Origin of the sequence: Pelagibius sp. (assembly GCF_028281305.1) — a bacterium.
Taxonomy (GTDB): Bacteria; Pseudomonadota; Alphaproteobacteria; order Kiloniellales; family Kiloniellaceae; genus Pelagibius.
The window spans coordinates 24,238-39,265 of record NZ_JANQKD010000100.1 but is presented as its reverse complement, the minus strand read 5'-3'; the positions used below and the strand labels follow the sequence as shown (position 1 = coordinate 39,265).

12 protein-coding genes are annotated in these 15,028 nt (G+C 64.6%); 10 read left to right on the top strand and 2 right to left on the bottom strand.

From position 1 onward, the window contains the following. Positions 1 to 390: 390 nt before the first annotated feature. The 5 genes from Q0982_RS19595 to Q0982_RS19575 all read left to right on the top strand — a co-directional run bounded on the left by Q0982_RS19595 (position 391) and on the right by Q0982_RS19575 (position 5,990). The gene (locus Q0982_RS19595) at positions 391 to 1,977 is read left to right on the top strand and encodes a peptide ABC transporter substrate-binding protein (protein ID WP_299398585.1); all 1,587 of its coding nucleotides are present in this window, start codon (positions 391 to 393) and stop codon (positions 1,975 to 1,977) included. A gap of 128 nt (positions 1,978 to 2,105) precedes the next feature. Beyond that, complete coding sequence (oppB, locus tag Q0982_RS19590; protein ID WP_299398583.1) at positions 2,106 to 3,029, top strand: oligopeptide ABC transporter permease OppB; 924 nt, start codon at positions 2,106 to 2,108, stop codon at positions 3,027 to 3,029. Continuing rightward, positions 3,029 to 3,928, top strand: a complete 900-nt coding sequence (locus tag Q0982_RS19585; RefSeq protein WP_299398580.1) for an ABC transporter permease subunit — start codon at positions 3,029 to 3,031, stop codon at positions 3,926 to 3,928. Before oppB ends, Q0982_RS19585 begins: the two co-directional genes overlap by 1 nt. 2 nt (positions 3,929 to 3,930) lie before the next feature. Continuing rightward, the gene (locus Q0982_RS19580) at positions 3,931 to 5,004 is read left to right on the top strand and encodes an ABC transporter ATP-binding protein (RefSeq protein ID WP_299398577.1); all 1,074 of its coding nucleotides are present in this window, start codon (positions 3,931 to 3,933) and stop codon (positions 5,002 to 5,004) included. After that, entirely contained in the window at positions 5,001 to 5,990 is a 990-nt protein-coding gene (locus Q0982_RS19575; RefSeq protein WP_299398575.1) for an ABC transporter ATP-binding protein, read from the top strand. The genes Q0982_RS19580 and Q0982_RS19575 overlap by 4 nt, the downstream gene beginning before the upstream one ends. A 40-nt stretch (positions 5,991 to 6,030) precedes the next feature. Here the strand turns inward: Q0982_RS19575 and Q0982_RS19570 are convergent, their stop codons facing one another. Continuing rightward, positions 6,031 to 6,366 carry a diacylglycerol kinase gene (locus Q0982_RS19570; RefSeq protein WP_299398573.1) on the bottom strand — a complete coding sequence of 112 codons (336 nt, stop codon included), beginning with the start codon at positions 6,364 to 6,366 and terminating at the stop codon, positions 6,031 to 6,033. A 303-nt stretch (positions 6,367 to 6,669) separates the two neighbouring features. On the opposite strand from Q0982_RS19570, the gene Q0982_RS19565 reads away from it, so the two are divergent. The 3 genes from Q0982_RS19565 to Q0982_RS19555 all read left to right on the top strand — a co-directional run bounded on the left by Q0982_RS19565 (position 6,670) and on the right by Q0982_RS19555 (position 9,844). Further along, on the top strand, positions 6,670 to 7,698 hold the full coding sequence (locus Q0982_RS19565) for a flippase-like domain-containing protein (protein ID WP_299398571.1): 1,029 nt from the start codon (positions 6,670 to 6,672) through the stop codon (positions 7,696 to 7,698). Positions 7,699 to 7,797: 99 nt separating this feature from the next. Then, positions 7,798 to 9,003, top strand: coding sequence for a 3-sulfinopropanoyl-CoA desulfinase (acdA, locus tag Q0982_RS19560; RefSeq protein ID WP_299398568.1), 1,206 nt, complete (start codon positions 7,798 to 7,800; stop codon positions 9,001 to 9,003). A gap of 67 nt (positions 9,004 to 9,070) precedes the next feature. Continuing rightward, positions 9,071 to 9,844: a TIGR02391 family protein gene (locus Q0982_RS19555; RefSeq protein ID WP_299398565.1), complete on the top strand. Its 774-nt coding sequence runs from the start codon at positions 9,071 to 9,073 to the stop codon at positions 9,842 to 9,844. A gap of 45 nt (positions 9,845 to 9,889) precedes the next feature. Here the strand turns inward: Q0982_RS19555 and secA are convergent, their stop codons facing one another. Then, the gene (gene secA / locus Q0982_RS19550; RefSeq protein WP_299398562.1) at positions 9,890 to 12,646 is read right to left on the bottom strand and encodes a preprotein translocase subunit SecA; all 2,757 of its coding nucleotides are present in this window, start codon (positions 12,644 to 12,646) and stop codon (positions 9,890 to 9,892) included. A 246-nt stretch (positions 12,647 to 12,892) separates the two neighbouring features. Between secA and Q0982_RS19545 the strand changes: the two genes are divergently transcribed. Both Q0982_RS19545 and Q0982_RS19540 read left to right on the top strand, forming a co-directional pair. Then, entirely contained in the window at positions 12,893 to 13,867 is a 975-nt protein-coding gene (locus Q0982_RS19545) for a peptidylprolyl isomerase (RefSeq protein ID WP_299398560.1), read from the top strand. A gap of 139 nt (positions 13,868 to 14,006) precedes the next feature. Then, a complete protein-coding gene (locus Q0982_RS19540; RefSeq protein ID WP_299398557.1) occupies positions 14,007 to 15,023 on the top strand; it encodes a peptidylprolyl isomerase in 1,017 nt (338 codons plus the stop codon). The last annotated feature ends 5 nt before the right edge of the window (positions 15,024 to 15,028 follow it).

Here is a 15,028-nt window from a genome sequence, read left to right as displayed (position 1 = left end):
CGGCCCTCCTTTTGCGGCCCTTATTTCGTGGGCCCATCATGGTGCGAGCATCGTGTGGGCGCCGACCTTCATATCTTTCCCCGCCCACTCTGCTTTCCCCGCCCACTCTGCTTTCCCCGCCGACTTTGCCGCAACCGGCAGGGGTGGTCCTGCGCGTGGCAGGCGGCAGGTCTAAGTGATTCGACTAGGAAATCATTCAATACGTATACATAGGAACTCACTACTGCAATTTGCCCCAGAAGGAGGCTTGTAACCTCAGGGCGTTGGGGCTCTATTATGACGAGAACACCGGCGTGCAGGCGTCGGCTCACCGTCAAGCGGCTGGTTTCGGGGGGAACCTGTCAGCGTGGTGGGGAAGGCTCACAACAACAAGAATGGGAGAGCGATTTTATGCTTCTGAAACACTTTAAACGCGCCTCATTGAGCATCGGCATTGCCCTTGCTCTGGCCGGGACGGCGTCGGCCGAGACGGTCTTGCGCGTCGGCAACATGGGCGAACCCGCGACGCTGGATCCCCATCACGTGGCCGGCGTATGGGAAAACCGGATCATCGGCGACATGTTCCTGGGGCTCACCACCGAAGGGCCCGACGGCAGCGTCGTGCCCGGCGCGGCGGAGAGCTGGACCATCAGCGACGACGGCCTGACCTACACTTTCAAGCTGCGCGACCATAGCTGGTCAGACGGCACGCCGGTGACCGCCGACGACTTCGTCTTTGCCCTGCGCCGCATCCTCTCGCCGGAACTGGCGGCCAAGTACGCCTCGCTGCTCTATCCCATCAAGAACGCCGAAGAGATCAACAACGGCAGCGTTGCCGACTCTGCGCTGCTGGGCGCCCGGGCGATCGACGCAAAGACACTGGAAATCACCCTGGTGGCGCCGACGCCCTACTTCATCGAACAGCTCACCCACTACACGGCCTTTCCGGTGCCCAAGCATCTGGTCGAGGCGCATGGCGACGACTGGATCAAGAAAGACAACATCGCCAGCAACGGCCCTTATGTTCTGGATGAGTGGGTGCCCAACACCCATGTGCGTCTGGTCAAGAACATCGACTTCTACGATGCGTCCAACGTCTCCATCGAAACGGTGGAGTTCTTCCCCTCGGAAGACCGTGGCGCGGTGCAGAAGCGCTTCCGCTCTGGCGAGATCGACATCGCCAAGGACTTCGCCTCCGAGCAGTTCGACTTCCTGAAGAAGAACCTGCCGGACGAGACGCGCGTCGCGCCCTACCTCGGCATCTACTACTACCCCGTCAACTCCAACAAGCCGCCCTTCGACGACAAGCGCGTGCGTCAGGCCCTGTCCATGGCCATCGATCGCAGCGCCATCACCGACAAGGTTCTGAAGACGGGTGAGGTTCCGGCCTACAGCTTCGTGCCGCCGGGCACCGGCAACTACGGCGACCCGGCTTTCGTGAGCTGGATGGAAACGCCCTACAAGGAGCGCGTGGAGACGGCCAAGGCCCTGCTGGCCGAAGTCGGCTACGGCCCCGACAACCCTCTGAAGTTCACACTGTCGTACAACACCAGTGAGAACCACAAGCGCATCGCCATTGCCGTGGCCGCAATGTGGAAGCAGCTCGGCGTGCAGGCCGAACTCTTCAATCAGGAAGTGACGCCCCACTACAACAAGCTGGAGCAGAACGACTTCGACGTGGCGCGGGCTGGCTGGATTGCCGACTACAACGACGCGCAGAACTTCCTCTATCTCCTCGAGACGCGGACCGGCCGCCAGAACTACGGGCGCTATTCGAACCCCGAGTTCGACGAGTTCATGGCTAAGGCTGCCAACACCACCGACATGGACAAGCGTGCGCAGTATCTGCGTTCTGCGGAAGCCATTGCGATGGAAGACCAGCCGGTCATTCCGATCTACTACTATGTGTCCAAGAACCTGGTTTCCAACGACGTGGCCGGTTGGGAGCCGAATGTGAAAGACATTCAGCGAACCCGCTATCTGTCGATCAAACCCTGATCGCTGAGGCCCTCCGTCCCCCAGGGGCGGAGGGCCCTTTCGCCGCACACTGACGGATAGGCGGACCGCTTCGACGGCCACGCATCCGCTTTGCTGCGGCGACGACAGGGATCAGGGGAGCTGGTTCCATGTTCGCCTATGCGCTTCGCCGCCTGTTGGTGGCCATACCCACACTCTTCGTCATCATCACGCTGGCGTTCTTCCTGATGCGTCTGGCCCCCGGCGGGCCTTTCGATTCCGACCGGGTCCTGCCGCCGGCTATCGAGAAGAACGTGCTGGCCCACTACAATCTCGACCTGCCCCTCTGGCAGCAGTACCTGAAGTATCTCGGCGGGCTGGTTCAGGGCGATTTCGGCCCCTCCTTCCGGGTCCGCGACTTCTCGGTTGCCGAGCTCATCATGTCGGGCTTCCCCGCCAGTCTGCAGATCGGCGGCACCGCCATCCTGCTGGCGGTGATCATCGGGGTTTCGCTCGGCGCTTTTGCGGCGCTGCGCCAGAACACACTCACCGACTATTCGGTCATGGGCGCGGCCATGGTGGGGATCGCCATACCCAACTTCGTCATGGCGCCGCTTCTCACCCTGGTGCTCGGCGTCTATCTGTCCTGGCTGCCGGTCGCCGGCTGGGGCGGCGGCGCGCTTGCCAACAAGGTGCTGCCGATCATCGCGCTGGCGCTGCCGCAGATCGCCTACATCTCGCGCCTGACCCGCGGGTCGATGGTCGAGGTCTTGAACGCCAACTTCGTGCGCACCGCGCGCGCCAAGGGCCTGCGTGAGCAGTTGGTGGTGGTGCGCCATGCGCTGAAGGGCGCGCTGCTGCCCGTGGTCTCCTACCTCGGCCCGGCGACGGCGGCGGTCATCACCGGTTCTGTCGTGATCGAGACCATCTTCGATATTCCCGGCATCGGCCGCTACTTCATCCAAGGCGCCCTCAGCCGCGACTACACCCTGGTGATGGGCGTGATGATCTTCTACGCCGTGCTCATCATGGTGCTCAATCTGGTGGTCGACCTGCTCTATGCGGTGCTCGATCCCAAGGTGAGGTACACGTGATGATCCATACCACTGCCTCCGCCGATGCCATGGCCGGCATGGAAGAACTGGAAGGCCGCTCCCTCTGGCAGGACGCGCGCATCCGCCTCTTCCGCAACAAGGCCGCCGTGGTCTCGATGATCGTCCTGGGCATCATCGCCGTGATGGCGATCCTGGCGCCCTATCTCAGCCCGCATCCTTACGACGAGGTCTACTGGGAGCGCATTCAGGTCGGCCCCGACTTCGAAAACGCCCATTGGTTCGGCACCGACGGCAACGGCCGCGACCTCTTCGTGCGCACGCTCTATGGCGCGCGGGTCTCGCTGATGGTGGGCATCCTTGCCACAACGGTCAGCCTGATCATCGGCGTCACCTACGGTGCCGTGGCCGGCTATGTCGGCGGGCGCGTCGACAACCTGATGATGCGCTTCGTCGACGTGATGTACTCCCTGCCCTTCATGTTCTTCGTCATCCTGCTGATGGTGATCTTCGGGCGGAACATCTTTCTGATCTTCATTGCCCTGGGCGCGGTGGAGTGGCTGACCATGGCGCGCATCGTGCGCGGCCAGACGCTCTCGGTGAAACGCAAGGAATTCATCGAGGCAGCGCATGCCGGCGGCGTTTCGAACTTCAAGATCATCTTTCGCCACATCATTCCCAACGTTCTGGGGCCGGTCATCGTCTATATGACGCTCACCATTCCCCAGGTGATCCTGACGGAGAGTTTCATCTCCTTCCTGGGGCTCGGCGTGCAGGAGCCGCTGACCTCCTGGGGCGTGCTGATCTCCGAGGGCGCGCGGGTGATGGAGCAGTCGCCCTGGATGCTGATGTTCCCGGCGCTGTTCCTGGCGGTGACGCTCTTTGCCTTCAACTTTATCGGCGACGGTCTGCGCGATGCGCTCGACCCGAAGGATCGGTGAGCATGGATGCGACAAGCAACGCCGCGGGTGCCAAGGTCCTGGAAGTCGCCGACCTCGACACCCGCTTTTCCACCCCGGACGGGGAGGTGCATGCCGTCAACGCGGTGAGCTTCGACATCGCAGAGGGTGAAAGCGTCGGCGTGGTCGGCGAGTCCGGCTCCGGCAAGACCCAGATCTTCCTCTCGATCATGGGCCTCCTCGCCAAGAACGGCCGCGCAGGCGGATCGGTGCGTTACCGCGGGCAGGAGATTCTGGGCCTGCCGGCCCGCGATCTGAACAAGATCCGCGGCGTCACCATGTCGATGATCTTCCAGGACCCCATGACCTCGCTGAACCCTTTCCTGCGCATCTCCAAGCAGATGAACGAGGTGCTGGTGGAGCACAAGGGCATGAGCGAGGATCAGGCCCGCGCCCGCGGCATCGAACTGCTCGACCGGGTCGGCATTCCCGGTGCCAAGGCGCGCTACGACCTCTACCCGCACGAGTTCTCCGGCGGCATGCGCCAGCGGGTGATGATCGCCATGGCGCTGCTTTGCGAGCCGGACCTGCTGATCGCCGATGAGCCCACGACCGCGCTGGACGTTACCATCCAGGCGCAGATCCTGGATCTCATGGCCGATCTGAAGCGCGACTTCCGCACCTCGATCATCATGATCACCCACGACCTGGGCGTGGTCGCCGGGCTCTGCGACCGGGTGATGGTGATGTATGCCGGGCGGGTGGTGGAAAAGGGTGCCGTGCGCGACATCTACTACCGCCCGCAGCATCCTTATTCCCTCGGTCTGCTCAGTTCCATGCCGCGCCTCGACCAGGCCGGCGCCAGCGAACTCAGCACCATTCCCGGCCAGCCGCCGAACCTGCAGAATCTGCCGGAAGGCTGCGCCTACCAGGACCGCTGTCCCTATGTCTTCGACGCCTGCCGCTCCGTGGAGCCCGAGTTGCATGTCCTCGAGCCGGGCCGCGAAAAGGCCTGTCATCTGACCGCGATCCCGCAAGAGACGGAGGCCGCAACGCCAGAGACTCAGCCAGAGACTCTGCCAGAGCCTCAGCCAGAGTCTCAGGAGGTCCGGCCATGAGTACGCCGATCCTCTCCGTGCGCGACCTCAAGGTGCACTTCGACATCCGGGTGGGTGGCGTGCTGGCCGGGCGCTACCAGCCGCTGAAGGCGGTGGATGGGGTCAGCTTCGAACTGAAGCCCGGCGAGACGCTGGGCATCGTCGGCGAATCGGGCTGCGGCAAGTCGACCCTGGGGCGCGCGGTGCTGCAACTCATCCCGCCGACCGCCGGCAATGTGGTCTGGCTGGGCGACGATCTGGGAAACCTGGGCGTCGAAGCCCTGCGTGCCAAGCGCCAGGAAATGCAGATCATCTTCCAGGATCCCCTGGCCAGCCTCAATCCGCGCATGACGGTGGGCGAGATCATCGGCGAGCCCCTGCGCACCTTTGCGCCGGGCGTCGGCAAGGCGGCGATGAAGGCGCGGGTGAAGGACATGATGGCCAAGGTCGGCCTGTTGCCGCAGATGATCAACCGTTACCCGCACGAGTTCTCCGGCGGCCAGTGCCAGCGCATCGGCATCGCCCGGGCCATGGTGCTGGGGCCGAAGCTGATCATCTGTGACGAGCCGGTATCGGCCCTCGACGTGTCCATCCAGTCGCAGATCATCAACCTTCTGATGCGCCTGCAGCAGGAGTTCGGCCTCTCCCTGCTGTTCATCAGCCACGATCTCTCGGTGGTGCGCCACATCTCCCACCGCGTCATGGTGCTCTATCTCGGCAAGGTGATGGAGATCGCCGACCGGGCGTCGATCTATGCGGCGCCGCGCCACCCCTACACCCAGGCGCTGATCTCGGCCGTACCGATCCCCGACCCTGACAAGGAACGCGACAAGCAGCGCGTGGTTTTGCAGGGCGACCTGCCGTCGCCCATGGCACCGCCCTCGGGCTGCGTGTTCCGGACCCGCTGCCCCAAGGCGACCGAGCTCTGCGCCAAGACGCCGCCGGCGCTGGAAGACGACGGCACCGGCGACGGCCACCTGATCGCCTGCCACCACTGGCGCGAGTGAGCGCCGGGGTTGCGCGACTGACGGGGGCCGCTTCAGGCGGTCACGTCAGGGTGTCCACGATCATGATGATGCCGAGCAGGAAGACGCCCGCCGAGGCGACGATGACGGCGGCGGCGGACATGTCCTTGATGGCCTTGATGCGCGGGTGACGGCGGCCGTCGACGTGGTCGATGACCCGCTCGATGGCGCTGTTCACCAGTTCGAGCGCCAGCAGCAGTGCAGAGCACAGCAGGGCCAGGGCCCACCACATGGCCGTGGGGTTGAGCACCAGCAGGGTTGTAAGCATGGCCAGGGCGCCCATCACGTGGTTGCGGAAGCCCGGCTCTTCGCGCCAGGCTGCGCGCAGCCCGTGCAGGGCGACGGTCAAACGGGTCAACTTGATTGCTGGCGTGGCCGGGACTGGTAGGCCGAGTTCCTCGGCGCGTTCACGCGGTTGTTGGTCTTGTTCTGGATCCATGACTGATACTGATTCTGGAAAGGGTTCTGGAAAGGAATGCTGCGGGTTCGGCGGGAGCCGTCTGCGAAGGTATGATTACGGTCTTGTTAAATAGGTAACACTCCCCGTGATGAAAGGCAGTCGAAAGAGGGCTCGGGCACCTTTGGTTGAGACGTTGCTGAATTGTGACAGTTTGCGATTGCACTTGCGAGCGTCCGCTCCTGACAGGCTAGCGATCGCGTGATGCCGAAGCTGGGTCTAGCTGCTTTGTTTATCGGCCTGTCCCTGGCGGTTGGGCTGGTCGCCTGGCAGGGTTTCGGGGACGTCGCCAAGGCGTTGAACCACGCCGGTTTCCAGCTTCTCTGGCTGGGTCCTGCCTTCGCCCTGCCGCTGGTCCTCTCGGCTTTTGCCTGGGCGGCGATTTTCCCCCATGGGACCCGTCCCGCGCTGTCGCGGCTGGTTCTGGCATCCTGGATCGCCGTCTCGATCAATTGGCTGTTACCGGTGGCCCAGATCGGCGGAGAAATCGCCAAAGCGGCCTGGCTGGCGCGCCGCGCAGCGCCCGCGGCGACCATGGTGGCCGCCACCGTGGTCGACAAGGTGCTGCAGACCGCCGGCCAGGCCCTGGTGGCGCTTGTCGGCGTCGGCCTTGCGCTGGCCCTGGCCGGCGCCAGCGATCTCGTGCCCTTTGCCCTGGTCTTCGCCCTGCTGATGCTTGGGCTGCTGATCGGCTTCGTCTATGCCCAGCGCCACGGGCTCCTGCAGCGCTTTGCGGGGGCGGCGGAGCGCGCCTTTCTGAAGCGTGCCCTCGCAAGCAGGGACAACCAGGATCACCCGGACGGGCCGGACGCCTCCGCCGGCGGTCTGGCCGGCCGGATCGCAGGCCATACCGCCGACGTCGGGGCCGCCGTCACACAGATCTGCGCTGTGCCGGGCCCGATGGCGGCCTATCTGCTGCTGCGCCTCGCCTCGCGCCTGGTGATGGCCGGCGAGGTCTGGCTGGTGCTGATGCTCTTGGGCCATCCCGTCACCGTCCTGGAGGCCTTGATGATCGAGTGCCTGGCCCAGACCCTGCGTTCGGCGGCCTTTGCCCTGCCCGGGGCTTATGGCGTTCAGGAGGGCGGCTTTATCCTGCTGGGCACCCTGGTGGGGGTGCCGCCGGATCTGGCGCTCACGGCGTCCCTGGCCAAGCGTCTGCGCGAGTTGCTGGTGGGACTGCCGGGGCTGGCGTTCTATCAGCTCAGCGAGGGGCGACGGCGGGCGCCCGCCTGACCGGGGCACTTGACTTGCCCGGCTTGACCAGCCGCGGGGCCGACCACACACTCTTTTGCTGGACCTCATTTTCGGCGCGGTAAGGCGAGGCAAGGCGCAATGAGCAGATTGACGGCAGAACAGGACGCGATCCGCACGCGAGCGCGGCAACTGGCCGAGGCGGTGATCGCCCCCCGCGCGGCGGAGGTCGACCGCCAGGAGGCCTATCCCTGGGACAATTGCCGGGCCCTGCGGGAGGCGGGCTTTTTCGGCATGACCATTCCGCGGGACTACGGCGGCCCGGGCCTCGGCTACCTGGAGGCGACCCTGGTGATCGAGGAGATGGCCAAGGTCTGCGGTGTCACCGGACGGATCGCCGTGGAGGCCAACATGGGCGCCATCGGTGCGATCATGGCCTACGGCAGCCCGGCCCAGTGCCGCCTGGCGGCCGAGCAGGTGCTGAAGGGCGACAAGCCGGCCATCTGCATCACCGAGCCGGGCGCCGGCTCGGCGGCGACGGAGATGACCACCCGCGCCGACAGGAAAGGCGACCGCTACGTCCTGAACGGCGGCAAGCATTGGATCACCGGCGGCGGCGTTTCCCGGCTCCACCTCATTTTCGCGCGGGTCTTCGAGGACGGCGTCGAGCAGGGCATCGGCGGTTTCATCGTCGTCCGCGACCCGGAAAGCGGGTCTCCTAAGGGCCTTGCCATCGGCCGGCGCGAGCCCACCATGGGCCTGCGCGGCATCCCGGAAACCGAGATCCTCTTTCACGATCTGGAAGTGCCCGAAGACATGCTGCTGCGCCCGGACCAGGGGCTGCGCCGCGGCTTCGGGGCCCTGATGGCCGCCTATAACGCACAGCGCGTCGGCGCGGCCACGGTCGCCCTGGGTATCGCCCAGGGTGCCTACGAGCAAGCCCTGGCCTACATCCAGAAGCGCGAGCAGTTCGGCCGGCCGATCTGCGAGTTCCAGGGCCTGCAGTGGATGCTGGCCGACATGGCGACCCAGCTGTCCGCCGCCCGCGCCCTGATCCGCCAGGCGACCGACGCCAGCGGCTTTCCCGACGCCCTGGAAGCCGCCCAGGCCAAGGTCTTCGCCTCGGAAATGGCGATCAAGGTGAGCAACGACGCCCTGCAGCTTTTCGGTGCCGCCGGCTATTCGCGCAGCAACCCGCTGGAGCGCATGGTCCGCGATGCCCGCATGTTCACCATCGGCGGCGGCACCGCCCAGATCCTGCGCACCATGATCGCCGGGCGCCTGCTGGAGCGCAAACTGCCGCAGACCCGCGACGGATACCTGAACCTGGCAAGGGCGGGGGAGTAGAAGAAGACCGAAGCCAGAAACTAGTTGGCGAACCAGACATCCTGTCTCGCTCAGACACTTTGACAATATGCGAAAGATAGACAAACCGCTTAATAAACTAGTACCGGATGTTGATGTCCTACTGGGTCTGCAGCCTGAGGAACTTGGAGGCATTCTGCTCGGCTATTTGGTGCAGGCATATCCTGGATCACTCAGAGAGAGTGGGAAATTCCATCCGAGCAGTATTGCGGGTGAGCATGTGGGCTTCGTACGAGGACCTGGCTATCCGCAGGATCGTTGGGACGATGTTCTTGTTGCGATAATGGAAGCGTTCTCATGGCTCCGAAATCAGGGCCTAATTGCCTTAGTACAAGATCTATCTGACCATTCGTCCGGATGGCACTTCGTTACTAGGCGTGGCAGGAATGTGGGTGGTAAAGGTGAGTTCAAAGAGTACTTGAGAGCAAGCTCCTTTCCGAAGGAACTGCTTCACGAACGAATCTCTGAGAAGTGCTGGATCACCTTTCTCCGTGGTGACCTCGACACCTCGGTGTTTCAAGCGTTCAAAGAAGTCGAGATTGCTGTAAGGGACGCTGCTGCATTTGGTCAATCAGTGATCGGCGTGGATCTTATGAGGAAAGCATTTCACGTAGACACTGGGCCACTTACTGACACGTCAAAAGACAAGGGAGAAAGACAAGCGCTTAGTGATCTTTTTGCAGGAGCGATTGGATCCTACAAGAATCCACATAGTCATCGAACAGTTACGATCACCGAGCAAACCGAGGCTATCGAAATGATTTCACTCGCCAGCCATCTGCTTCGGATTGTAGACGACCGCAAACAGCGTTGCAGTCCTTAGGAGCCGCGTAAGCGGCGTCTCGAAGGATGTGGTCCGCCAGCCCGATTACGCTAGGCGGCCGTGGCAGTGCTTGTATTTCTTGCCGGAGCCGCAGGGGCAGGGGGCGTTGCGGGGGGTGCGGCCCCAGGTGGCCGGGTCGCTGGGATCGATCTGTGCGGCGGCGGCACGGCTGGCAACCGGCTGTTGGCGTGATGGCGCGGCCTGTCCCTGACCGCCAGGTTGAGCCCCTTCGGGGCCGGCTTCGGCGCCGGCACCCACCAGGGCCACATCCTGGCGCCCCTCGTGCATTTCCTGCTCCGGCCGCGGCACCACCACCTCGTCTGCCGAGGGGCGCAGCTCGACGCGGCTGAGCAGGCTGATGGTCTCCTCGCGCACCTCCGCCAGCATGTTCTCGAAGAGGTCGAAGGCCTCGCGCTTGTACTCGATCAGCGGATCGCGCTGGCCGTAGGCGCGCAGCTGCACGCCCTGGCGCAGGTGGTCGAGGGACAGCAGGTGGTCCTTCCACTGGCGGTCCAGCACCAGCAGCAGGATCTGTTTTTCCAGGCCGCGCATCATCTCCGGGCCGAAGTTGGCGGTCTTCGCGGCCATGCGCTGGTTGGCCGCTGCGGCGATGCGGTCGTGGATCTCCTGGTCGGCGATGCCCTCTTCGTCGGCCCAGTCCTTGACCGGCAGGTCGAGACCCAGGAGGCGCATGGATTCCTCATGCAGGCTGTCGATCTGCCACTGCTCGGAATAGGCGTTGGCCGGCACGCAGCGCTCGACCATCGACTTGATGACCTCTTCGCGCATCTCGGTGACGGTGTCGCGCACGTCCTCCGCGCGCATCAGATCCTTGCGCTGCTCGAAGACCACCTTGCGCTGATCGTTCATGACGTCGTCGTACTTCAGCAGGTATTTGCGGCCCTCGAAGTGGCGCGCCTCGACCTTCTGCTGCGCTTTCTCCAGGGCCTTGTTGACCCAGGCGTGAACGATGGCCTCGCCTTCCTGCAGGCCGAGCTTCTGGAGCATCGAATCCATGCGGTCGGAGCCGAAGATGCGCATCAGGTCGTCTTCCAGGGAGAGGAAGAACTTGGAGGCGCCGGGGTCGCCCTGTCGCCCGGAGCGGCCACGCAGCTGGTTGTCGATGCGCCGGCTTTCGTGGCGCTCGCTGGAGATCACGTAGAGCCCCCCGGCATCCAGTGCGACCTGCTTGGCGGCGGCCACCTCTTCCTCGATCTTGGCGATCTTCTTGCCGCGCGCGCCCTCGTCCTGGATGTCCGCGGCTTCCTGGCTGATGCGCATCTCGACATTGCCGCCGAGCTGGATGTCGGTGCCGCGGCCGGCCATGTTGGTGGCGATGGTCACGGCGCCGGGCACCCCGGCCTGGGCGATGATGAAGGCTTCCTGTTCGTGGAAGCGCGCGTTCAGCACCTGGTGCTTGATCTTCTCCTTCTTCAGGACTCCGGAGAGCATCTCGGACTTTTCGATGGAGACGGTGCCGACCAGCACCGGCTGCTTGCGCTCCTGGCAGTCGCGGATCTGCTCCAGGATCGCGGTGTGCTTCTCGTTGGCCGTGCGATAGACCTCGTCGTCGTGGTCGACGCGGACCACCTCGACGTTGGTCGGAATCTCAATGACTTCCAGACTGTAGGTTTCCTGGAACTCGGTGGCCTCGGTCATCGCCGTGCCGGTCATGCCCGCCAGCTTCGGATAGAGCCGGAAGTAGTTCTGGAAGGTGATGGAGGCGAGGGTCTGGTTCTCCTGCTGGATCTGGACGCCCTCCTTGGCCTCCAGGGCCTGATGCAGGCCTTCCGAGTAGCGCCGCCCTTCCATCATGCGCCCGGTGAACTCGTCGATGATGACGACCTTGTTATCCTTGACGATGTAGTCGGTGTCGCGCTGGAACAACTGATGGGCGCGCAGCGCCTGGTTGGCGTGATGCAGCAGGCTGACGTTCTGGATGTCGAAGAGGCTGCCGTCCTGGATCATGCCGGCTTCGCGCAGCAGCTCTTCCATGTGTTCCGCACCGGTTTCGGTGAAGGTGACGGAACGGGCCTTTTCGTCCTTTTCGAAGTCGTCCGGCACGAGGTTAGGAATCAGCTTGTTCACGCCGATGTAGGCTTCCGAGGAGTCCTCCGCCGGACCCGAGATGATCAGCGGCGTGCGGGCCTCGTCGATCAGGATCGAGTCGACTTCGTCGACGATGGCAAAGTTGAAATCGCGCTGGACCATGTCTTCCAGGCGGAACTTCATGTTGTCGCGCAGGTAGTCGAAGCCGAACTCGTTGTTGGTGCCGTAGGTCACGTCTGCGGCGTAGGCGGCCCGGCGTTCCTCCTCGCTGAGGCCGTGGACGATGCAGCCCACCGTCAGGCCCAGAAAGCGGTAGATCTGGCCCATCCACTCGGCGTCGCGGCGGGCCAGGTAGTCGTTCACTGTGACCACGTGCACGCCCTTGCCGGCCAGGGCGTTCAGGTAGACGGCCAGAGTCGCCACCAGGGTCTTGCCCTCGCCGGTTTTCATCTCGGCGATCTTGCCCTGGTGCAGCACGATACCGCCGATCAACTGCACGTCGTAGTGGCGCTGGCCCAGGGTGCGCCGCGCGGCTTCGCGCACGGTGGCAAAGGCGTCCGGGATGATATCGTCCAGGCTCTCGCCGGCCTCCAGGCGCTGGCGCAGCGCTGCGGTCTGGCCTTTCAGGGTCTCGTCGTCCATCTCCTGGAGCTTGGGCTCCAGGGCATTGATCGCCGTAACCGTGCTATCGAGGTTTTTTAGAAACCGCTCATTGGCGGTTCCAAACAGCCGCTTGGCGAGCGCGCCGAACATTCAGAATCCTTAAGGCAAAGAGGGGGCCGTGGCCGGATCGTCCGTGAGGTGACACATAGGGCCCTGGCTTCAGGCTGTCAACGATGGCGGCGCGCGCCTTTGCTCTCCTCATCCGGGCGCTGTCGGGGGCTTTCTGGCCCCTTGTGATATGGTGCCCGGCGTGCATGATGCGTAGCCATGAAGGTTGGGGACCGATTTTCCGCAAGGCGCCCGGCCGCGGCGCGGCCCAAGCCCTTGGAAAGGGCTGTGTTCCAGCGATTCTTGACGGTTTTGTTGCTGGCCTCAGCCGCCTTGCTGTGGCTTTCGGCGGCAGCGGCCCTGACGGCGCGCCAGGCCGCTGCGCAGCAGGCCCCGGCTGAGGGCGCCGCCACCTTGCCTCTTGAGCTTCCGGATGGCGAAGCGGACCCGGAGATCGCGCGCCTCGGCGAAGCCCTGCAGCAAATGAAGACGCAGAACCCTGTGGTCGCCCGGGTCGACGGCCACGAGATCCGCTGGGCCGACGTGCTCACCTCGGCCGACGACCTGCCGGAGCGCTATCGCGATCAGATCGAGTCGGTGTTTCCGGCCCTGCTGGACCGCCTCGTGGACATCCGGCTTCTGGCGGACGCGGCCCGGGATCAGGGCGTTGCAGAGGAAGAGACGGTCCGTCGCAGCCTTGTCAGCTATGAAGACAAGCTGCTTTCCGGATTGCTGTTGGAGCGCTACCTCGCCGATGAGGTAACCACCGCGAAGGTGCGCGAACGCTACGACTCTCTGGTGGCCGTCCGGCGCGCCAACCGCGAGATGCGCGCCCGGCATATTCTGGTGGAGACCGAGGAGGAAGCCCAGAGTCTCATCGCCAAGCTCGACGGGGGGGCGGTCTTCCCGACTTTGGCGCGGGAGCATTCGATCGGCCCTTCGGCGGGCCGGGGCGGCGATCTCGGCTACTTCTTTGCCCGGCGCATGGAGCCGGCCTTTGCCGAGGCCCTCTTGGACCTGGAGCCGGGTGTCTACACGCCAAAGCCGGTGGAAACGGATTTCGGCTGGCATGTGATTCTGCTGGTGGACCGCCGTGATGACGACGTTCCCTCGTTCCTGGACATGCAGGCGCAGCTCCGCCAGGAAGTGACCAAGGAGGCCATCGGCCGTCTGATCGGCAGCCTGCGCCAGAGCGCCGACCTCGAGATGTTTCCCGAAGACGGTGCTGCAGCGGGTGACGAAGCCCAGGGCAGCAGCCAATGAAGCGGGAGCCCGTCAATCGGCAGCTTGGCAACCGCAGAGTCTGGAAGATCCGGCTGCCGGCCGAAACCCCGCCGCAACAGAGATAAGCCGCTGATCCAGGCCAATTCCGGCCGCGCGGCCCCGCAAGGAGGACCTCCTTATGTTCAGCAAGTTCTTTGCCGCCGTTCTGCTGCTCGGCGGCACGGCCATGGCGGCTCAGCCGGTGTTCGCCCAGAGCGAGGCCGAACAGCCCGGCGCCCAGGTCGAGCCGGCGCCCGCCGAGGAGACGATGTCGGAGGGGGAGGCCATGTCGGGCGAGGAAACGGCGCCCGCCGCCGATGCCGACGGTGCTCCGGCAGACCCGGTCATCGCCCGGGTCGACGGGGAGGACATCCTGCAGTCGGATCTCGTTGCCTTCATCCAGACGCTGCCGCCGCAGATCCAGGGTCAGGTCGGCTTCCTGATGCCCCAACTGGTCGAGCAGATGGTCAACAACGCCCTCGTCACCAGCGCCGGGCGCAAGGCGGACATGGCCGCGGACCCGGAGGTCATGGCCCGGCTTGCCCAGTTCGAGGACATCATCATCCGCCAGGTCTTCCTCCAGCGCACCATCGACGCGCGGACCACGCCGGAGCGTCTGGACTCGGCCTACCAGGCCTACCTTGAGGAAAACCCGCCGGAGCCGGAGCTGGTCGCCCGCCACATCCTGGTGGAGACCGAGGATGCCGCGAAGGCGCTGATCGTCGAGCTCGACGGCGGCGCCGATTTCGCAACGCTGGCCGAGGAGAATTCCATCGGACCCAGCAAGGCCAACGGCGGGGAGCTGCCGCCCTTCGTGGCCGGCGACATGGTGCCGGAGTTCTCGGAAGCGGCCTTTGCCATGGAGGCGGGCAACCATTCCGCCGCGCCGGTGCAGACCCAGTTCGGGTTCCACATTATCAAGGTGGAGGAGCGACGCATGACCGAGCCGCCGAGCCAGGACGCGCTGGAGGCCCAGCTGCGCGAACAGCTTGCGCAGGACGTGGTGCAGGATCTCTATGCCGAGCTGCGCGAGCGCGCGGAGGTCGAAGTCCTGCTCGGCCGGACGGCAGAGGAAGAGCCGGGCGAGCAACCTGCGGCTTCTGAAAGCGGACCTGAGGAGCAGGCAGAACCCGAGGCCGGGTCCACGAACCAATAAGAGGC